Origin of the sequence: Streptomyces sp. BK340, assembly GCF_007827595.1 — a bacterium.
In the GTDB taxonomy this organism is placed as follows: domain Bacteria; phylum Actinomycetota; class Actinomycetes; order Streptomycetales; family Streptomycetaceae; genus Streptomyces.
Window position 1 is genome coordinate 1 of sequence record NZ_VISR01000023.1, and the last position, 20,056, is coordinate 20,056.

Here is a 20,056-nt window from a genome sequence, read left to right on the forward strand (position 1 = left end):
TGAAGGATCTCGGTGGCATCCCCGCCTACGGCAACCAGCGCACCGCCTGGGACGCCGGCTGCCGCCGCGACTACGAGAACCCCGAGCACCGGTAGCGAGATGCCGAAAACAAGTCCGCCCTCGGCATCACCCACCAGTGGACAGTCGGACACCGGCCGGCCCCGGCACGCGACCGGGCTGACGAGGGCGGGCGGGATCGCGGGCATCCCGGCGGACCCTCTCGCGGACGTGCTGCCCGTGACAGTCGACGAGAGCTTCACCCACCGGCCGCACCGAGCGCTGGGAGGCGCTCGATGCGGCGCACACGCGTGCCACCACTGAACTGTCAAGTGGGAGGGACTGCGACGGGACGCCCCCCGTTCTGCGGGCCCGCTGTCCGCCCTGCCGGTCAGGCCCCCTCGGGCAGCGCGAACACCGCGCAGGTGGTGGTGGCGTGCGCGTAGAGCTTGCCGTCGGCGGTGCCGGTGATCCTGGCCTCGGCGGTCGCGGTCGTGCGGCCCGCGTGGATCACGGTGCCCTCGCAGTGCAGGGTCGGGGTGTCCGCGAAGACGGGGCGCACCATGTGCACTCCGAGCTGGATCGTCGTGTACGCGCGCCCCACGGGGAGTGTCGACATCACCGCGCTGCCCAGCGCCGAGTCGAGGAGCGTGGCGAGGAAACCCCCGTGCACCGTGCCCATGGGGTTGAGCAGGTGTTCGCCGGGTTCCCCCTCGAAGACGGCCCGGCCGTGCTCGGCCGCCACGAGACGGAATCCGAGCGTCCCGCCGATCGGCGCCTGGGGAAGGCGGCCCTCGACGCACATCCGGAGCACCTCCAGACCCGAACGGCCGGCACCGTCGGCATAGCCGGTGGGCGGTGCCCATGTGTGGGTGCGGGAGCGGACGGTGGGCCCCGCGTCGCGCCGGGCCCCGGCTTCCGTCGCCGGCGCGGGGGTCATGGATGTCATGGTCGGTGGATCTCCTGTGCGTCGGGGTCTCGGGGGCGCGGTACGGCGTGCGGGGCCGCTCAGGGCAGCTTGACCGCGAGCAGGTCGACGGGCCGGATGTCGGGGGCCGAGGCGAGCATGGTCTCCGCGGCACCCATGAGCGCGGCGGCGATCCGCCCGCGCAGGTGCTCGGTGCGGCCCTCGTCGTTCTCGAAGGTGTCGAAGACACCGAAGGTGGTGGCGTCCTCCCGGAAGGCGAACCAGGTGACGGTCCGCTGCTCCTCCTCGGCGAGCTTCACGGCCTCGGTCAGCATCCGGGCGATCTCATCGGCGTGCTCCGGCTTGGCCTCGATACGGGCCAGCAGACCGATCTTGTTCATGGTGGGCTCCTTCGGCTCGGTCGTGTGTCCCCTCACCGGGGCACACCATTCACGCTAGGTCGGTGAGCCGTCCGGCCCCAGTGTCGGAAACGACTTCTCTGGTAGCGTTTCCGACATGAACGTCTCGGTGCTGGTCTACGACGGCGTGTTCGACTCGGGGCTCTGCGCGGCGCTGGACGTCCTGGAGGCGGCCAACGCGATGCGCGGCGAACTCCCCCAGCCGCCACCGGCCTGGAACGTCACGACGGTCGGCTTCAGCCCGCAGGTGCGCACCGGCGCCGGGCACATCGTCACGACCGAGCCCGCATCCGGCGCGGGGGCCGCGGATCTGCTGCTCGTTCCCGCGCTCGCCGAGCGCCGGCCGGACGCCCTCCTGGAGCGGGTCGCGGGACCCGGCCTCGCCGACGTACGGGAGCTGGTCGCCGGTCACCGGGGCCGGGGCGCACCCGTCGCCTCGGCCTGTACGGGCACTTTCCTGCTGGCCGAGTCGGGCATCCTGGACGGCCACCGGGCGACGACCACGTGGTGGCTGGCGCCCGTCTTCCGCGGTCGCTATCCGGCCGTTGCGCTCGACGAGACGAGCATGGTCACCACCTCGCAGGGGGTGACGACGGCGGGGGCAGCCTTCGGGCACGTCGATCTCGCCCTCGCCGTCGTACGCATGGCCAGCCCCGCGCTGGCCGACCTGGTCGCCCGGTACCTGGTCGTCGACGAGCGCCCGTCACAGTCCGCGTACACGATCCCGAGCGCCCTCGCGCAGAGCGATCCGCTGATCTCCGCGTTCGAACGATGGGCGCGCCGGCACCTCGACACGCCGAACAGCCTGGCCGAGGCGGCACGGGCCCTGGGTGTCAGTGAGCGCACGCTGCAGCGCACCGTACGCCGGGTCCTGAACACCACTCCGGTGCGGTTCGTCCAGGACCTGCGCGTCGAGCAGGCGACGCATCTGCTGCGGACCACCGACCTGTCCCTGGAGAGCATCGCCCGCAAGGTCGGTTACGAGCACGCCGCCACCCTGCGCACGCTGCTGCGCGATCGCACCGGCACCACCACGGCGGGGCTGCGCACACGCTGAGCAGCACCGGGGATGCCCTCGCTCCGGCTAGAAGCCCGTGTGGGCGAACCAGCGGTCCAGCGTCGCGGATTCCCCCGTCACGTGGAAGGCGGCCTCCCGGTACGACCGCCGTCCGTAGAGCAGGAGCAGGAGGTCGGCGGCCCGGGCCCGCACCGTCGTCGTGCGTGCGCCGGACGGTTCCCCGTCCTCCGCTCGGGGCAGCTCGCGGAATCCGTCGGCCTCCAGTCGCACCCGCCACTGCTCACCGAGGCTTTCGCCGGGGCCTGCGCACTGGAACACGACGGTCTCGCCGTCGCCTTTCAGCTGGGCCACGGCAGGGGCGAACAGGTGCGCGTGGGGCAGGTTGACGAGGAACTCGTCGATCCCGTCCGCCGCCAGCGCGGGGTCGACGGGGGACTCCCGGCCCACGGACCGCTCGGCGTCGACGCGGTGGACCAGTGTCTCGAACAGCATCCGGCGGGCCCAGAACCGGGCGTGCTGGTCCTCGCCCCAGGCCCACATGGGCGCGTGGGGGTCCGTGGCCCGCAGCACGGCGGCCACCTGGGGGATGCCGGCCGCCACCCAGCGGGGGTACTCCTGCGCGCTGTCCGGCAGCTCCAGTTCCACCTCACGACTCCGCGGCTGCTCCTGCACCAGCCGGGTCAGCAGGGTGGAGAACCAGCGCTGCAGACTCCCGACGTGCCGGGTGAGGTCGGCCATCGTCCAGTCGGGGCAGGACGGCACGGGGGATGCCGGATCCACGCCCTCGGCCACCTCGGCGAAACGCGCCGTCTCCTGCTCGACGGCCCGCTGGTAGGTCGTGTACGGCAGCGGGTGGACCGCCGCTCGGCTGCCTTCCATGTCGCGTCCGCCCTTTCGTCCGCGGGAGGTGTCGCACCGTCATCGACCACGCGCGCCCCATGTGCGCCGGGCGCCGTCCGCGGTCCCGCATCATGATCCACCATCGCCGGTCATGCCTGCCCCGGCGCACCGCCCCGCTCACCGCCTTCCGGACCGGTCCACGGAGACGGAGCCCCGTGAACCCCAATCAGTCACCGAGGAAAAACGGACGGCCATGTTCAACCGATGTGGGCCACTTGGCGACATGTGCGTACGGATGTCTCCGGATTGCGCTGGGATGGCCGACTCATCGAGCCGCGGATCGAGGATGGACATGAGCGACTTGGCCGAGGCGGTGCCGTCCGGTTCCACCCACATGGCGGAGCGGGCGACGTGCGAGTGCGGCGGCGACATACCCGGGGGCAGGCCCCGGGGCGAGGAGGACCGTTTCCGGGGGCTGCTGGAGGCGGCACCGGACGCGATGGTCATCGTCGACGACACCGGCATCATCAGACTCGTCAACGCCCAGACCGAAGCCCTCTTCGGCTACCGACGCGAAGAACTCCTCGGCCGCCCAGTCGAACTCCTCGTCCCCGGCCGCTTCCGCACCCACCACACCACACACCGCAACGGCTACGCCCACAACCAGCAAGTACGCCCCATGGGCGCCGGCCTCGACCTCTACGGCCTCCGCAAGGACGGCACCGAATTCCCCGTCGAGATCAGCCTCAGCCCCCTCGAAACCGCCGACGGACTCCTCGTCTCCGCCGCCGTACGCGACGTCAGCGAACGCAAAGCCGCAGAGGAACGTTTCCGGGGGCTGCTGGAGGCGGCACCGGACGCGATGGTCATCGTCGACGACACCGGCATCATCAGACTCGTCAACGCCCAGACCGAAGCCCTCTTCGGCTACCGACGCGAAGAACTCCTCGGCCACCCAGTCGAACTCCTCGTCCCCGGCCGCTTCCGCACCCACCACACCACACACCGCAACGGCTACGCCCACAACCAGCAAGTACGCCCCATGGGCGCCGGCCTCGACCTCTACGGCCTCCGCAAGGACGGCACCGAATTCCCCGTCGAGATCAGCCTCAGCCCCCTCGAAACCGCCGACGGACTCCTCGTCTCCGCCGCCGTACGCGACGTCAGCGAACGCAAAGCCGCCGAAGAGCGCATCAACGAACTCGCCGCGCTGGTCGAGTCCTCCCAGGACGCGATCCTCGCCAAGACCCTCGACGGCCGGATCACCTACTGGAACGCCGCCGCCCAACGGTTGTACGGGTTCTCGGCCGCCGAGGCGGTCGGACAGCACGTGTCGATCCTGGCCCCGCCCGACATGACGGACGAGATCCGGCTGCTCCTCGACCGGTTGCGCCGCGGCGAGAAGGTCGAGCACTTCGAGACGCTGCGGGTGACCCGGTCCGGCGCGATGCTCGACGTCGACGTCACCCTGTGGCCGACCCGGTCCCCGGACGGCACGGTCATCGGCGCGTGCGCGATCGTCCGCGACATCAGTGACCGCAAACGGGCCGAGGCGGAACTGACCGAACTGTACGAGCAGCAGCGGCACATCGCGCTCACGCTGCAGCGCAGCCTGATGGGCACGCCGCCCGCGATTCCCGACCTGGCCACCGCGAGCCGCTACCTCCCCGCCACCCAGGGAGCCGGTGTGGGCGGCGACTGGTTCGACCTGATCCCGCTGGGAGCCGGCCGCGTCGGAGTGCTGATCGGTGACGTGATGGGCCGCGGTCTGGAAGCGGCCGCCGTGATGGGCCAGCTGCGGTCCGCCGCGCACGCGCTGGCGAAGACGGGTATGCGGCCCCGTCAGCTGATGCAGGCCCTGGACACGGTCGTGGCCGACCTGAACGTCCCCGACCAGCTGGTCACCTGCTGCTATCTCGTCGTCGCCGCGGACTCCGGCGAAGTGGTCATCTGTTCCGCGGGACATCTGCCGGTCCTGGTCGCCGTCCCCGGCGAGGGTGTCAGGGCCCTTCCCACGCCGGTGAACGCGCCCCTCGGCGTCGGCGGCGTGATCTTCGAGCAGCACACCGCGACCATCGCACGCGGCGCCACGCTCGTGCTCTACACCGACGGTCTCATCGAGACCCCGGGCACCGACATCGAGGACCAGCTCACCCAGCTCATCGGCACCCTCGACAAGCTGGCCAGCTCCGGCCTCGACCTGGAGGCCGCAGCCGACCACGTACTGAAGACGCTGCTGCCCGACGCGAACGGGCACGACGACGTCACCCTGCTGCTCACACAGGTGCCGGCCGCCCCGCTGGCCACGGCCGGGGCCGAACTGTGCGCGGAGCCGCGCGCGGTGCGTGACGGCCGCGGATTCCTCGCCGCGACCCTCTGCACATGGGGCTTCGTCGAGCGGACGGACGACGCGTGTCTGCTGCTGTCGGAGATTCTCACCAACGCGGTCCAGCACGCGCAGGGCCCGATCGGCCTGCGTGTGCGTCGCACGGACACCGAGCTGACCGTCGAGGTCAGCGACCCCAGCCCGCAGTTGCCCCAGCCCCGGGTCGCGGCCGAGGAGGAGGAGTCCGGCCGGGGGCTGCAGCTCGTTCGGGCCCTCGCCGACGACTGGGGAGTCCGGCCTACCGACGAGGGCAAGACGACGTGGTTCAGCCTCCGGATGGGGCACGCGGTCGCCCTTCGGCCGGCAGGCCCGTAGGACCCGGACGGGCCGGAGCCGGTCGACGCGGGCGCACCGGGCGGGAGAAGCCGACGCGGGCGCGGCGCGGCGCTCCCCGGGAGCGGCGCGCCGCGATGCGGGTGGTCGGGTGCCGAGGCAGGTACGTCGGCACACCGGGGACGGTCAGAAGCGGTGGTCGCCGCGGTGGCTGGGGTCGTCGCCGCGGTAGTGACGGTCGCCTTCACCACGGAAGTGACGGTCGTCATCACGGTAGCCGCGGTGGTCGTCACGCCGGCTGCCCCAGGACTCGGCGTCGATGAAACGGCCGTGGTCGTTGCGCAGGGTGGCGGTGTCGGCGTCGCGGTCCCACACCGAGAAGCGGCGGTCCTGGAAGACGTCGGTCGAGCTGTCGCGGCCGACACCGGTGTGGACGCGAACGGTTGACCGGCCCCCCAGCCAGTAGTTGCGGAAGGTGTAGGTGTTCCCGTCCCGGTCGGACAGGGTCCAGCCGCTCAGGTTCACGCCGTGACGGCCGTTGTTGGTGATGTCGACCCACTCCCGGTTGAGGGCCAGGTTGGATCGCTCGTAGCGGCCGTGGAGGCTGGACTGCACGTCGCCGATGACCACCTGGGCGCGGTCCGGGTACGCGCTCGCTCGGTCCGCGGCGGAGGCGGGCAGCGCCACCGCTCCGACCAGGGCGGCCGCCACGGCGGCGGCTGCGGTCAGACGACGCGGGGTCACAGAAACGGAAGCGGACACAGGGTCCCCCTTTCAGGGTGTGGGCACGTCCTGGCCACACGGCTTCGGGCCGTGGGCCGGGGTGCGGTAGGTGAGGAGCGGCCGTGCGGCCGCGCATCCACACCCTCGTGCCCCGCACGAGAAGAGCGCGGCACATACGGCGTGTGTTACAAAACGCCCACATATTGGTGACACTCGGTTGCATAGTCCATCTATGCACTGAATGACCGTTTCAAGGCTTCATCGAGCGACCTTTCACCTGCGTTCGCACCGGCTCGTCACCCGAAAGTGAGCAACAGTCCCCGGGCATATGCCGCGCGTACACCCACCGACCGTCGGTCACGAAGTGGCCGATTTCGAGCCTTACTTCAAGGAGGACTTGCGAGTCTGGTGGGACTATATGATCAAATCTCCCGATGCGTACCCCCCACGTACCGACGCATCAACCTGCCCTGTCCGACGGGGATTCCGCCGACGGGGTTCCACACAGTCGCAATCCGTACGACGAACTGGCCGCGCTGGCAGACAATCCGCTGGAGGACTTCCTCACCGACGACACCGCGCCGACCTCGCGGAACGACGAGGCCGAGGAGCCCTGGTCCCCGCCCAACCACCGGCGCGGCAGCCGCCGCCGCAACCGGGCCACCGGCCTGCCCACCATGGTCAGAGTCCTCGCCTGGGCGCTCACCCTCGCCTGCCTCGTCACCCTCGCCGACCGCTGGGCGCTGCTGTATGCCGAGCACAAGGCGTCGGACCGGCTCAAGGACCAACTGCATCTCGCCGCGGCCCCCGAGGTACGGATCGGAGGATTCCCGTTCCTCACCCAGCTGGCCGCACAGCGCCTCGACTCGGTCCGGATCACCGTCCCCGGCATCCCGGCCCGCCGGGTCACCCTCACCCAGGTCACCGCCACCGCACACGACATACGCATCGACGGCGACGGGCCCACCGCCGTGCGCGGCGCCCTGGTGCGGCAGGTGCACGGTCGGGTCCTGCTGTCCTTCGCCGACATGAACCGCGAACTCGGCGCCTCCCAGGTGTCCTTCACGGCCCGCGGACCCGGCCGCGTCCGGGCCCACGGCGATCTGCGCGTCGCGGGGAACGATCTGCGGGTACGAGCCGACGTCCGCATCCGGCGCGAAGGGGAGCGCGGCATCGCCACCTCCGTGGACGGCATGCGGCTCGACGTCGGTGACCTCGCGACGTACCGGCCCGGCACCGGGCCCGCCGAGGGCCTCCACCTGACCCGCGCCTCGGCGCGCCGGCTCACCCGGGAAGCGGAGAAGATCAGGGCGTTTCTGGCCGTCCCGGAGATCGTGCGGCGCCTGGGTGTGCCCGACAGCGCGGTGCGGGCCGCGCTGCACGACGAGGACCGGCTCCATCAGCTCACCGGCGCACCGCGGTTCCTGCACGACCTGACCCGCATGAACCTCGTGGACGTGGCGCTCGCCCACCCGGCGCTCCTGAAGCGGCTGGGCCTCGACCTCTCCCTCCTCGCCGCACTGACCAAGCTCACTCGCCCGCAGATCGCGGACCGCTTCTCCTTCTCCTTCCAGCTCCCGAAACCGCCTTCGGGCGCCCTGCGCCTGGCGGGCGTGACGGTGCACAAGGACGGCATCCACGCCGACGTCACGGGGTCGGGGCTGCTCCTGGGGCACTGAGCATCCGCACCGGGGACACCGGCGGTGCCTCAATCCGTCGGTCTGCCGAGGCGGTTGATCCAGTCACGGATCGCGCGTGCCGTCGTGGGTGCGTGTTCCCCGGCGACGGTCCAGTGGTCGCCGGGGACGTCCACGGTCTCGGACAGCTGTGGCCAGGAAGCCCGCCAGTCGTGGCTCTCCGGCTCGCGGCTGCCGTGGGTGCCCATCTCCGGCAGCCGGTCGGTGGCCCGCACCAGCAGTGTGGGTACGTCCAACGCTTCGGGGCGCCAGCCGCGGAGCATCCGGGTGTAGGCCCCGAGTGCGGCCAGCGCCATGTCCTCCACCGCGGTGTCGAACTCCTCCCCCATGGCCAGGGCCGCGCGGGCGGGGAGGGCGAGCAGCCATGGCTCGGCCTCCCGCTCGGGGGTCACGTGGTAGGTGTCGACGAGGACCAGGCCGGCCGGCGGGGTGCCGGTCTCCGCCAGCCGCGCGGCGACCGCGTGTGCCGGGCAGCCGCCCATCGACCAGCCCAGCAGGACGGGCCGGCGCTCGCCCAGTCGCTCCCGCAGGGTGGCTGCGTGCAGGCGCACCAGTGTCTGCCAGTCGCGGGGCAGCGCGTCGCCCGAGGTGAGCCCGGGGTGCCGCATCTCCAGAACGTCCCGGTCGTCTTCGAGGTGTCGCGCGAGCGCGTCGTACCAGGGCCGGCCCAGGTCCGGGGAGAAGCCGGGGAAGCACACCAGAGGTGACCGGTCGTCCGCGCCGATGGCCAGCTGGAGTGGCGGCAGGGCGTGCGCGGCGCCGTCCCCGGGGCCGAACCCGGGGACGGCCAGTGAGGCGGTCACGAGCAGGTGCATCGCCGAGACGACGTCGCCGGTCCCGCACACGCGGCGGTAGAGGGAGGCCAGAGTCTGTGCGGGGCGTGCGGGCCGTGCCCCGGTGGCCGCCTTGCGACGGGGCAGCGCCTCGTGCAGTTCGGCGAGCAGGTGGCTCGTCAGTCGCTCGGTGGTGGGCAGGTCGAAGGTGAGGGTGGCGGGCAGCTCCAGGCCGGTGAGCAGACTCAGCCGGTTGCGCAGCAGAACGGCGGTGAGGGAGTCGAGACCCAGTTCCGTGAAGGAGCGGTCGGCCGTCACGGCGGCCGCGCCGGGATGGCCGAGCACCTCGGCGACCGCTTCCCGGACGAGCGTGAGCAGGGCGGAGTGCCGGTCGTCGGCGGGCAGCTGCGCCAGCCGTACTCGCCACGCTCCCGGCGAGTCGTGGGTCGGCCGGGTGGTGGTGGCCGCCGGTCCCCCGCCCCTTCGGTCCGCGCCCGGGCCCGCTGCCGAGCCGGACGGGCGCAGCAGATGCTGCAGCGGAGGCGGAACCGGCCTCCGCTCCGTACCGGCCTTCGGGTCCAACGGCAGCGGTGCCAGTACGGGTTCGTCCGCCGCCAAGGCGGCGTCGAACAACGCCATGCCTTCGGCGGGTGTGACGGCGCGCAGCACGCCGTCACCGGTCCGGCCGGTGCGGGCCGCCATCCCCCCGGCCCCCGACCAGGGGCCCCACACCAGGGAGAGTGCGGGCATTCCCAGGGCGGCACGGTGCACCGCGAGGGCGTCGAGGAACGCGTTCGCGGCCGCGTAGCCCGCCTGACCGGGATTGCCGAGCAGTCCCGCCGCCGAGGAGAAGAACACGAACCGCGACAGGGGCAGGTCCTTCGTCAGCTCGTGCAGGTGCCAGGCCGCGTCCGCCTTCGGGCGCATCACGGCCGCGATCCGTTCGGGCGTCTGCGCCTCCAGCACGCCGTCGTCGAGGACACCGGCCGTATGCACCACGGCGGTCAGGTCCGTTGCGTACCGGTCGACCACCTCCGCCAGTGCGGACCGGTCGGCCGCGTCGCAGGCGATCACCTCCACCCGGCCGCCGGCCTGCTCGATCTCCGCCTGCAGCCGGTGTGCGCCGGGCGCCTTCGGGCCGCTGCGGCTGGTGAGCACCAGGCGGCGCACCTTGTGATGTTCCGTCAGGTGGCGGGCCAGCAGCCCGCCGAGAGCACCGGTGCCCCCGGTGATCAGTACGGTGCCGTCCTCGCCGAACGAAGCCGACCGGGACGGTGTGGCGGCCGCCTGTGTCAGCCGTGGCACCAGCACCTTCCCCGCGTGGAGGGCCAGTTGGGGTTCACCGGTCTCCAGGGCCGCCGTCAGCCGGCGCAGCGACTCGGGGTGGTCGTCGACGTCGACGAGGGTCAGGCGGCCGGGGTACTCCGACTGCGCACTGCGCGCCAGTCCCCAGACGGCTGCGGCGGGCAGGTCCGGGGCTGGACCGGTGGCTCCGCGGGTCACCAGGACCAGGCGTGATCGCGGAGCCAGGGTGGGCAGCCGGCCGCGCAGCAGTTCCAGGGCGCGTGTGACGAGGGCACGAGTGCCGGAGGCGGGGCCGGTGGACGGGGTCGGCGCGGTCAGGGAGACGACGACGGCCGGTGCATCGCCTTCGCGGGAGCCGGAGCGCCGTGTCCCGGACAGCGCTGCCCCCAGGTCCAGGTCGTCCGGGGATTCCACCGCGAGCGCGGAGGCGGTGGTGCGGTCGGCGGCCACGGCGGTCCAACTCGGCCGGTACAGCGGTCCGGCCTGCCGGCGGTCGTCGGTGCGCGGGACCGCACGGGTGGTGAGCGCCTCCACCCGCAGCACCGGCCTGCCCGCCGGGTCGGTGAGGTCCACGGCGACCGTGTCCTCTCCGGTACGGCACAGGCGTACCCGCAGCGCGTTGACGCCGGTCGCGTACCTGCTGACGCCCCGCCAGGCGAACGGCAGCCGGGGTGTTCCGGACTCCTCCCGGTCCCCTGGGACCAGCAGTGGAACGTGGATCGCGGCGTCGAGCAGCGCGGGATGGATGCCGTACCACTGCGCCTCCGCCGCGGCGGCGTCGGGGAGCCGGACATCGGCTAGGAGGTCGTCTCCCTGCCGCCAGACGGCCCGTACGCAGCGGAAGGCCGGGCCGTAGGCGTAGCCTTCGCGCGCCAGCCGGTCGTAGGCCTCTGTCACGTCGACCGGTACGGCGTCCGGCGGCGGCCAGGAACCCTGCGGTCCGGGGAACGGGGCGGGACCGGTGGCCGATGCTGCCAGCCGGCCGGTGGCGTGACGGGTCCAGGTGCCGACCGGGCCGGAGTCCTCGGGGCGCGCGTGGATCTCGACGGTCCTGCGGCCGTCCGGGTCCGGTTCGCCGAGCGCCACCTGGAGCTCGACGCCTGCGCCGCCGGGCAGTTGCAGTGGCAGCAGCAGGGTCAGCTCTTCCAGGACGTCCAGCCCGCAGCTGCTGCCGGAGTGGAGTGCCAGGTCGGCGAGGGCGGACGCGGGTACCAGCAGGCGTCCGTCGACGACGTGGTCGCGCAGCCAGGGCTGGTCGGCGTCCGACAGGTGGCCGGTGCACAGCAGGCGGCCGGTGTCCGGCAGGCTGGTCGTGGAGGTCAGCACCGGGTGACCGCCGGAGGCGGCGCGTGCGGCCGTCGGTGTGGGGTCGACAGGCTCGGTGAGCCAGTAGCGTTCCCGCTGGAAGGGGTAGGTGGGCAGGTCGACCCGCCGGGCGCGGCTGCCCGGGTGTGCCGCCTGGTGCACGGTGTCCCAGTCGATCGCCGTGCCGTGCTCGTGAAGCCGGGCGAGTGCCGCCAGAACCGTGCCGGGCTCCGGGTGACCGGCCCGCGCCGTCGGGGTGAACACCACGTCCCCGGGCGCCGCGACCGTGGCCATCGCGGCCGAGGTGAGCTGTGTGCCTGGTCCCACCTCGGCGAATGCGGTCACCCTCCCTTCACGCACCAGATGACGTACGGCGTCCGCGAACCGCACCGTTTCGCGGGCGTGACGGACCCAGTAGGCCGCCGAGCGCAGGTCGTCACCGGTGGCCTGACGCCCGGTCAGCGTCGAGGCGATCGGGATGCGGGGCTCACGGTAGGAGGCCCGGGAGGCGGCTCGGGCGAACTCCGCGAGCGCCGGTTCGATCAGCGGCGAGTGGAAGGCGTGGCCGGTACGCAGCCGTACGGTGCGACGCCCGAGGGTCTCGAAGCGCTCGGCCACCGCAGACACCGCCTGCTCCGCCCCGGAGACGACGACCGACCGTGGACCGTTCACCGCCGCGACCGCCACCGGCCCGGCTGCTGCAGGCAGTTCGGCCAGGACCGCCAGCGCCTCTTCCTCGGTGGCGTCCAGGGACAGCATGGCGCCGCCTGCCGGGAGTTGCCGCATCAACCGGCCCCGGGCGGCGACCAGGCCGACGGCGTCGCTCTCCGAGAGGATCCCGGCGGCGTGCGCCACGGCCAGCTCGCCGACGGAGTGGCCCGCCAGGAAGTCCGGTCGCACGCCCCACGATTCGAGCAGCCGGAACAGCGCGACCTCGAAGGTGAACAGGCCGGCCTGCGCGACATCCGTCCTGTGCTGCTCTGCGTCGGCGAGCCGTGTGCCCTGACCGTCCCACAGAGCCTCGCGCAGGGGCCGCTCCCCGACGCCGACGGAGTCGAACCGGCCGCACAACGCGTCGAAGGCGTCTGCGAAGACGGGGTACGCGGTGTGCAACTCCCTGCCGAGGCCCGCCCATCCGGCGCCCTGACCGGTGAAGAGCAGCGCCAGCCGTCCGCCCGTACGGACCGGGGAGGGCACGGCTGCCGCCCCCTCGTCCGAGAGCCGGTCCAGTTCACCCAGCAGGGCGGCGCGGTCCTGGACGGGCAGCGCCGCCCTGTGGCGGAGCGCGGCGCGGGCGGTGGCCGAGGTGAACGCCAGGTCCGCGAGCGGCAGTTCGGGCCGTTCGCGGAGGAAGGCGGCGGTACGCCGGGCCTGGGCGCGCAGCGCTCCGGCGGTCGCGCCGGACAGAAGGAGCGGCGGTTCCGGAGCGGTCCGGGCACCCTCGCGGTGCGGGGCCGCCTGCTCGTCGACCGCTTCCTCCAGGATCACGTGGGCGTTGGTTCCGCCGATGCCGAAGGCGGACACCGCGGCGCGCCGGGGTTTTCCGGGAGCGGGCTGCCACGGCTGCTCCCGCTGCAGCAGCCGTACGGCGCCGGAGGACCAGTCGACGCCCGGTGACGGCTCATCGGCGTGCAGCGTGCGCGGCAGGACGCCGTGCCGCATGGCGAGCACTGTCTTGATGACCCCGGCGACACCCGCCGCGGCCTGGGTGTGCCCGATGTTGGACTTCACCGATCCCAGCCACAGCGGCCGCTCCGCCGGGCGGTCGTGCCCGTACGCCGCGAGGAGCGCCCGGGCTTCGATGGGGTCGCCGAGCGGGGTGCCGGTGCCGTGTGCCTCGACGGCGTCGATGTCGGCCGGGCTGAGTCCGGCGGCGGCGAGGGCGTCGCCGATCACGCGCTCCTGGGCGGGCCCGCTGGGCGCGGTCAGGCCGTTGGAGGCGCCGTCGCCGTTGACGGCGGAGCCGCGGAGCACGGCCAGCACCGGATGCCCGTTGCGCCGCGCGTCGGCGAGCCGCTCCAGCAGGACCAGTCCGACGCCCTCGCCCCAGGCCGTGCCGTCGGCCGCGGCCGAGAACGGCTTGCACCGTCCGTCGGGCGACAGGCCGCGCAGCCTGCTGAACGCGGCGAACGGCACCGGGCTGGCCATGACGGTGGCCCCGCCCGCCACGGCCAGCGAGCACTGGCCCGAGCGCAGTGCCCGTGCCGCCCAGTCCATCGCCACCAGTGACGAGGAGCAGGCCGTGTCCACCGTCACCGCGGGTCCCTCCAGGCCCAGGGTGTAGGCGATGCGCCCGGAGGCCACGCTGCCGGCCGAGCCGAGCGCGAGGTGTGCCTCGTACTCGTGTCCTCCGCGGTGCAGCAGCCGGCCCGCGTAGTCGCCGTGCATCACGCCGACGTAGACGCCGGTGTCGCTGCCGCGCAGGGCGCTGGGGGCGATGCCCGCCCGTTCCACGACCTCCCAGGCGGTCTCCAGCAGCAGCCTCTGCTGCGGGTCGGTGGCCAGTGCCTCCCGGGGCGACATGCCGAAGAAGGCCGCGTCGAAGTCGGCGGCCCGGCGCAGGAAACCACCGCGGCGGGTGACCGAGGTGCCGGGCCGGTCCGGGTCGGTGTCGAACAGTCCGGCCAGGTCCCAGCCCCGGTCGGCGGGGAACGTGGAGGTGGCGTCCGTGCCGTCGGCGATCAGCCGCCAGAGCTCCTCCGGTGAGGAGACGTCGTCCACGGCTCCCGGGTAGCGGCAGGCCATGGCGACGATGGCCACCGGTTCGTCGGGCTGCGGTGTGTCGCCGGGTGTGCCGGGCCCGGCCCCGCGCACCGCCGGTGTCGGGGCGCCGAGCAGCGCGTCGTGCAGGAACTCGGCCACCGCGTCCGGCGTCGGGCGGTCGAACACCAGGGTCGCGGGCAGCTGCAGGCCGGTCACCGCGCCGAGCCGGTCGCGCAGCAGGACACCCTGCAGGGAGCTGACTCCCAGATCGGTGAAGGCCTGGCCGGGCTCCGGCTCGGACTCCCCGTCGCCGCGGAGTTCGGCCATGACGAGGTGCAGCAGGGCGCGGCGCCGCTCCGGGGCCGGCAGCGCGAGCAACCGGGCCCGCAGGGCGGCGGAGGCGTCCTCTCGCTCGCTGACGAGCGCCTCGGCCAACTGGCCGGCGAGTACCACACGTTGGATCTTGCCAGAGGATGTGCGGGGCAGCGGACCGCTCAGCCGGATCTCGTCCGGCACCTTGAAAGCGGACAGCCGCTCCCGGCACGCGGCCCGCAGCGGCGCGGGGTCGACTCCGTCCGGGCCGGGGACGACGCACGCCACCGGAACCTCCCCCAGCACGTCGTGCGGCCTGCCCACGACCGCCGCGTCGGCGACACCGGGACACGCCAGGAGCACCTGCTCCACCTCGACCGGGTTGACGTTCTGCCCGCCGCGGATGATCAGGTCGCCCACCCGGCCGGTGACCCGCAGACCACCGTCCGGCTCAAGGCGGCCGAGGTCACCGGTCCGGTACCAGCCGTCACGCAGGACCTGTGCCGTGCTGTCGGGGCGACCGTGGTAACCGGTCATCACGCCGGGGCCGCGCACCCAGATCTCGCCCTCGTCACCGTCGACGGCGCCGGCACCGGCACCGGAGTGCGGGTCGGCCACCCGGACCTCGACTCCGGGCACCGGCTGCGGCACGCGCTGCGGACCCGGCACCTCGAGCCGGTCGACCGCGATCTTGCCGGAGGTCTCGGTGGAGCCGTAGCCGTCCAGCAGCGGAGCGCCCAGCAACTCCTCCACGGAGGAGCGCAGTTCCGGCGGGCAGGGGGCTCCGGCGGTGACGCACAGCCGGAGCCCACCCGGTGCGCGCGGCGCCTCCCGCAGTGCGCTCACCAGCAGGTGGTAGGTGGCCGGTACCCCGGCCAGCATGGTGAACGGCCCCTGCAGCGGCTGCTGTTCGAGCGCGTCCAGCACGTCCACGCCGCGGTCGAGGAGGTAGGCGCTCGCCCCCGTGGCGACCATCCCGAGGATGCACAGCGAGTACGCGTAGGCGTGATGCATCGGCAACGGCCACAGGAGCCGGTCCTCCTCGGACATGCCGAAGAGCGGTGCGTAGGCGGCGGCCGTCGACCACAGTACGGCCCGCTGGCTGGTCACCACGCCCTTGCGCTCGCCGGTGGTGCCCGAGGTGTAGAGGATCCAGGCCGGTTCGTCCAGGCCGAGGCCGTCGTACGGCGGGCGGTCCGGATCGGTGCTGACGAGTTCCTCGTAGGAGACCGCGCCCGCGGGTGCTCCGGGCGGCAGTGCCCGCGCGCCCACGACGACCACCAGTCGCGGCGAGCGCGGTCCTGTCGCCACTCGGGCCAGGCGCTCCAGCAACGCCGCCTCGGTCACGACGGCCACCGCGCCGCTGTCGCCGAGGACATGGTCCAGCTCGGCGTCGGCCACCCCGGGATCCATGGGCACACCGACGGCCCCCGCGCGCACGGCGGCCAGGCAACTCTCCGCCATTTCCACGCGGTTGGACAGCCAGAACACCACCCGGTCGCCGCGGCGCACGCCCAGCCGTGCCAGATGTCCCGCGATCCGTGCCGTCCGCCGGTCCAGCTGCTCCCAGGTCACCCCCCTGCGCGCGTCCCGGAAGGCGGTCCTCTCCCCCGCGCGTGCCGCATGCGCTTGGACGGCTTCGGTCAACGGACGGACAAGTTCCCCGCGAACCCCCGTCATTCCCACCCCTCTTGTGCGTCCTCCCCCGACGCCCATCGACTATAGGGTCACGATCCGTTCACGGCCGTCAGCTCCGGGCCGCGTCGCGCGCGCCGCCGAACGGGTGACGGCTCGCCGGGTGAACTCCGCCGGGGAGACGGCATGCCCCCGCGTGCTGCCGGTTCCGGCAGGTGTCCCTCTCCGGCGCGGCACACTGCAGCCGCGGCACCGCCGCGGTGCCTTGTCAACACGGCCGGGCCGGGAGGACGGCGCCCGCGGGCGGGGGTGGCCGGGCCGCGGTACAGGAGAGTCATGAGACGGTCCCGCATAGCGTCCTGTGTGTCCTCCGCGCTCGTCGCGGCCGCCTGTACCCTCGCCGGTCCCGCGACGGCGCCGGCGGCGCCGAGCGCCGGAGCCACGCACTCCGAAGCCCTGGACTACGTGGCTCTCGGTGACTCCTATTCGGCCGGCGTCGGAGCCGGCAGCTACTTCACCTCCGCCTCGGACTGCCTGCGCAGCGGCCGGGCGTACCCGGTCCTGTGGGCCGCGGCCCATGCGCCGTCGTCGTTCAGCTTCACAGCGTGCAACGGCGCCCGCACGAGCGACGTCTTGTCGAGTCAGCTCGGCCCGCTGACTTCCCGTACCGACCTGGTCAGCATCACGGTCGGCGGCAGCGACTCGGGCTTCTCCGGCGTGATGGCGACCTGCGTACTGCCCGGCACCGAGGCATGCTTCTCCGCCGTCGCGAAGGCACGCGCCTTCATGGGCGGGACCCTTCCCGGCAGCCTGGACCGTCTCTACTCGGCCATCCGCAGCAAGGCGCCCGCCGCCCGTGTCGTCGTGCTCGGTTACCCGCACCTCTACCAGGTCCACGGCACCTGTTCGGGCGGCCTGGCGGACACGGAGAGGTCGGTGCTGAACGAGGCCGTGGACCAGCTCAACGGGGTGATCGCCGAGCGTGCCGTCGACCACGGGTTCACTTTCGCAGATCCCCGGGCCGCCTTCGCCGGGCACGAGATCTGTTCGTCCACGCCCTGGCTGCACAGCGTCGACTGGCTGGATCTGACCGAGTCGTACCACCCCACCGCACCCGGGCAGTCGCTGGGCTACCTCCCTCTCCTCACCGGCGCGGCCTGATCTCTCCATACATCGGATGTGTCAGGGACTCGTGACCGCACGGGTGGTTGACACGCCCATGCGGTACTTCTAGGTTCCGCCATACACCCGATGTTTCGACGATCCGTCAGCCCGGGAGGACGACGATGACCTCGCAGCCGGAGAAGCGCTCGCCGGTGCCCCGCAGAGCCGTGCTCGGCACCGCGCTGGGCGGAGCGGCAACGGTGGCCCTGCCCGGGCCGGCCCACGCCGGGTTACCCGCACAGACGACGGGATCCGGCAGACCTGGTCCGGCGGAGGCGGCCGTCAGGCGCCCGTGGCGACTGCGCGACACCATGACCACCGACGACGCCTGGGACCGGTTCCTGCACGGCCAGGACCTGCTGTGGACCAGGATGCCCACCCTCTGGCACGAGGGTCCGTTCCTCGGGGACGGGCTGCTCGGCAGCATGGTCCACCAGGAGCCGGGGGCCAACCAGGTCCGCTTCACCGTCCAGCACGGCCGCGTCCAGGACCACCGGCCCGAGTTCGGCAGCGGCTGGGGCACCTGCCGCCTCCCGGTCGGGCATCTCACGCTCGAACCGGTCGGCACGATCACCGCCGTCGACTGGCGGCTGAGCCTGTGGAACGCCGAACTCACCGGCACCATCACCACCACCGCGGGAACGCTCACCCTCTCCGTCCTCGTCCACGACGAGGTCCTGGCCGCCCGGGTGCTCGCCGGCGGCGGCGAGCGGGTCTCCTGGACCTTCCACCCCGAGGAGGCCGTCAGCCCCCGGCACATCAGCGAGGCCCCGCCCGCCGGCTACACCGCCAACCCGCCCTGGACCACCCGGACCGCCGCCGACGGCACCGAGCAGGTGCTCCAGCCGCTCACCGGCGGGGGCCAGACCGCCACCGCATACCGCCGCACCGGCGACGACCTGCTGCTGAGCGTCGGACACAGCTCGCCCTCCGGCACCGCAGCCGAGGCCGCCTCGCTGCGCAACCTCGGGCGCGTGGCGTCGTACAACGCCCTCAGGCGACGGCACCTGCGCTGGTGGCATGCGTTCTACCGCAAGAGCTTCGTCTCCTTCCCCGACCGGCGACTGCAGAGTTTCCACTGGATCCAGCTCTACAAGGTCGCCTCCGCCAGCCGCGCGGGCGGCCCCGTCATGGCCACCTCCGGGCCGTGGCTGGAGCCCACTCCCTGGCCCGCGGTCTGGTGGAACCTCAACGTCCAGCTGGAGTACTGGCTCATCCATGGCTTCAATCACCCGGAACTCGACGCGCTCGCCACCACGCTGCGGCAGAGCCAGGAACAGCTCATCGCCAACGTGCCCGCCGCCTACCGCGCGGACAGCTCCGGGATCGGCCGCAGCTCCGACATGTTCGCCGACCGCGGCGTGGGCGTGCCGGGCAGCGGCGCCGAGACCGGTGACCTCACCTGGGCGCTGCACAACGTGTGGCTGTCCTACCGGCACTCCATGGACAAGGCCCTGCTGCGCGACACGATCTTCCCGGTGCTGCGCCGGGCCATCAACTACTACCTGCACTTCCTCACCCCGGGCAGCGACGGCAGGCTCCACCTGCCGAGCACGCTCTCGCCCGAGTACCCCGTCGTGCCGCCACAGGACACCAACTACGACCTGGCCCTGCTCCGCTGGGGCTGCCGGACACTGATCGAGTCCGCCGAACTGCTGGACATCGACGACGAGTTGATGCCGCGCTGGCAGGAGGTGCTGGCAAGACTCACGCCGTACCCGGTCGACGACAACGGCTTCATGATCGGCGCGGACACGCCGTACGCCCAGTCGCACCGGCACTACTCGCACCTGCTGATGGTGTATCCGCTGTACCTCGTCAACTGGGACCAGCCCGGCAGCCGCGACCTGATCGCGAAGTCGGTGGCCCGCTGGCACGCACTGACCGGCGCCCACCGGGGCTACAGCTACACCGGGGCCGCCTCGATGTACGCGATGACCGGCGACGGCGACACCGCGATCACCTATCTGCGCAAGTTCTTCGACCCCACGACGCGCTTCCCCTGCCGTGCCAACACGCACTACACCGAGGCCGGTCCGGTCATCGAGACCCCGCTGTCCGCCTCGCAGTCCCTGCACGACATGTTCTGCCAGAGCTGGGGCGGCACGGTCCGGGTCTTCCCGGCCGTCCCGTCCGCCTGGGCGGACGTCACCCTGCACAACTTCCGTGCCCAGGGCGCCTTCCTGGTCAGTGCCGTACGTAAGGCGGGGACGACCCGCTTCATCCGGATCAGGAGCCTGGCGGGCGAACCGCTCAAGCTGCGGCACGGTCTCAGCGGCACCCTCACCGTGCTGCTGGACGACGGCACCCCGGCCCGCACCCAGGACCTGGGCGACGGCACGCTCGCCATCGACCTGCCCCGGGGCCGCGAGGTGCTCGTCCACTCCAGCGTCCGACCCGAACTCGTCATAGCGCCCGTCGCCGGCGGCGAGCCGGGGCCTGCGTGGGGGCTGCCGTAGCGGCCGCCGGCTCGGCTGCGGCTCACGGCGTCAACCGTGCGCAGGACGGACGAGCTGTCGGGGGAATCTCCGTGTGCCACGGACTGTCCGGCCGTCTCATGTGCCAGGCTTCCGCCGAGCGCCCTTCCTCAGGAGTCCGG

General features: G+C 72.8%; 10 protein-coding genes and 1 pseudogene. 6 read left to right on the forward strand and 5 right to left on the reverse strand.

Features of this window, described 5'->3' with window-relative positions:
* Positions 1 to 95, forward strand: a pseudogene (locus FB157_RS48815) (flavodoxin family protein); the annotation flags it as partial.
* A gap of 293 nt (positions 96 to 388) precedes the next feature.
* On the opposite strand, the gene FB157_RS32195 reads toward FB157_RS48815, so the two are convergent.
* Together FB157_RS32195 and FB157_RS32200 are read right to left on the reverse strand one after the other, a co-directional pair.
* Positions 389 to 946, reverse strand: a complete 558-nt coding sequence (locus tag FB157_RS32195; protein WP_315903853.1) for a PaaI family thioesterase — start codon at positions 944 to 946, stop codon at positions 389 to 391.
* A gap of 59 nt (positions 947 to 1,005) precedes the next feature.
* Positions 1,006 to 1,305, reverse strand: coding sequence for a putative quinol monooxygenase (locus FB157_RS32200; RefSeq protein ID WP_145884198.1), 300 nt, complete (start codon positions 1,303 to 1,305; stop codon positions 1,006 to 1,008).
* Between the two features lie 115 nt (positions 1,306 to 1,420).
* Here FB157_RS32200 and FB157_RS32205 point away from each other — a divergent pair, with 115 nt between their 5' ends.
* The gene (locus FB157_RS32205; RefSeq protein WP_145884199.1) at positions 1,421 to 2,380 is read left to right on the forward strand and encodes a GlxA family transcriptional regulator; all 960 of its coding nucleotides are present in this window, start codon (positions 1,421 to 1,423) and stop codon (positions 2,378 to 2,380) included.
* A 27-nt stretch (positions 2,381 to 2,407) separates the two neighbouring features.
* On the opposite strand, the gene FB157_RS32210 is transcribed toward FB157_RS32205, so the two are convergent.
* Positions 2,408 to 3,220 (reverse strand): maleylpyruvate isomerase family mycothiol-dependent enzyme, encoded by an 813-nt coding sequence (locus tag FB157_RS32210; RefSeq protein ID WP_145884200.1) that lies wholly within the window; start codon positions 3,218 to 3,220, stop codon positions 2,408 to 2,410.
* Between the two features lie 355 nt (positions 3,221 to 3,575).
* On the opposite strand from FB157_RS32210, the gene FB157_RS32215 reads away from it, so the two are divergent.
* Complete coding sequence (locus tag FB157_RS32215; RefSeq protein ID WP_186581794.1) at positions 3,576 to 5,882, forward strand: PAS domain S-box protein; 2,307 nt, start codon at positions 3,576 to 3,578, stop codon at positions 5,880 to 5,882.
* 144 nt (positions 5,883 to 6,026) lie between these two features.
* On the opposite strand, the gene FB157_RS32220 is transcribed toward FB157_RS32215, so the two are convergent.
* Positions 6,027 to 6,602 (reverse strand): lamin tail domain-containing protein, encoded by a 576-nt coding sequence (locus tag FB157_RS32220; RefSeq protein ID WP_145884202.1) that lies wholly within the window; start codon positions 6,600 to 6,602, stop codon positions 6,027 to 6,029.
* A 395-nt stretch (positions 6,603 to 6,997) separates the two neighbouring features.
* Between FB157_RS32220 and FB157_RS32225 the strand changes: the two genes are divergently transcribed.
* Positions 6,998 to 8,242, forward strand: coding sequence for a DUF2993 domain-containing protein (locus FB157_RS32225; RefSeq protein WP_145884203.1), 1,245 nt, complete (start codon positions 6,998 to 7,000; stop codon positions 8,240 to 8,242).
* A gap of 29 nt (positions 8,243 to 8,271) precedes the next feature.
* Here FB157_RS32225 and FB157_RS32230 read toward each other — a convergent pair whose 3' ends face one another.
* On the reverse strand, positions 8,272 to 16,374 hold the full coding sequence (locus tag FB157_RS32230; protein WP_315903854.1) for a type I polyketide synthase: 8,103 nt from the start codon (positions 16,372 to 16,374) through the stop codon (positions 8,272 to 8,274).
* Between the two features lie 255 nt (positions 16,375 to 16,629).
* On the opposite strand from FB157_RS32230, the gene FB157_RS32235 reads away from it, so the two are divergent.
* Positions 16,630 to 17,454, forward strand: a complete 825-nt coding sequence (locus FB157_RS32235) for an SGNH/GDSL hydrolase family protein (protein WP_145884205.1) — start codon at positions 16,630 to 16,632, stop codon at positions 17,452 to 17,454.
* A gap of 125 nt (positions 17,455 to 17,579) precedes the next feature.
* Entirely contained in the window at positions 17,580 to 19,916 is a 2,337-nt protein-coding gene (locus FB157_RS32240; protein WP_186581787.1) for a glycosyl hydrolase family 95 catalytic domain-containing protein, read from the forward strand.
* Positions 19,917 to 20,056 lie beyond the last annotated feature (140 nt).

Excerpts from the sequence above, each read along its gene's own strand:
- FB157_RS32195 (WP_315903853.1), bottom strand. The coding sequence starts at position 946 with ATGACATCCATGACCCCCGCGCCGGCGACGGAAGCCGGGGCCCGGCGC.
- FB157_RS32200 (WP_145884198.1), bottom strand. The coding sequence starts at position 1,305 with ATGAACAAGATCGGTCTGCTGGCCCGTATCGAGGCCAAGCCGGAGCAC.
- FB157_RS32205 (WP_145884199.1), top strand. The coding sequence starts at position 1,421 with ATGAACGTCTCGGTGCTGGTCTACGACGGCGTGTTCGACTCGGGGCTC.
- FB157_RS32210 (WP_145884200.1), bottom strand. The coding sequence starts at position 3,220 with ATGGAAGGCAGCCGAGCGGCGGTCCACCCGCTGCCGTACACGACCTAC.
- FB157_RS32215 (WP_186581794.1), top strand. The coding sequence starts at position 3,576 with ATGGCGGAGCGGGCGACGTGCGAGTGCGGCGGCGACATACCCGGGGGC.
- FB157_RS32225 (WP_145884203.1), top strand. The coding sequence starts at position 6,998 with ATGCGTACCCCCCACGTACCGACGCATCAACCTGCCCTGTCCGACGGG.
- FB157_RS32230 (WP_315903854.1), bottom strand. The coding sequence starts at position 16,374 with ATGGGCGTCGGGGGAGGACGCACAAGAGGGGTGGGAATGACGGGGGTT.
- FB157_RS32235 (WP_145884205.1), top strand. The coding sequence starts at position 16,630 with ATGAGACGGTCCCGCATAGCGTCCTGTGTGTCCTCCGCGCTCGTCGCG.
- FB157_RS32240 (WP_186581787.1), top strand. The coding sequence starts at position 17,580 with ATGACCTCGCAGCCGGAGAAGCGCTCGCCGGTGCCCCGCAGAGCCGTG.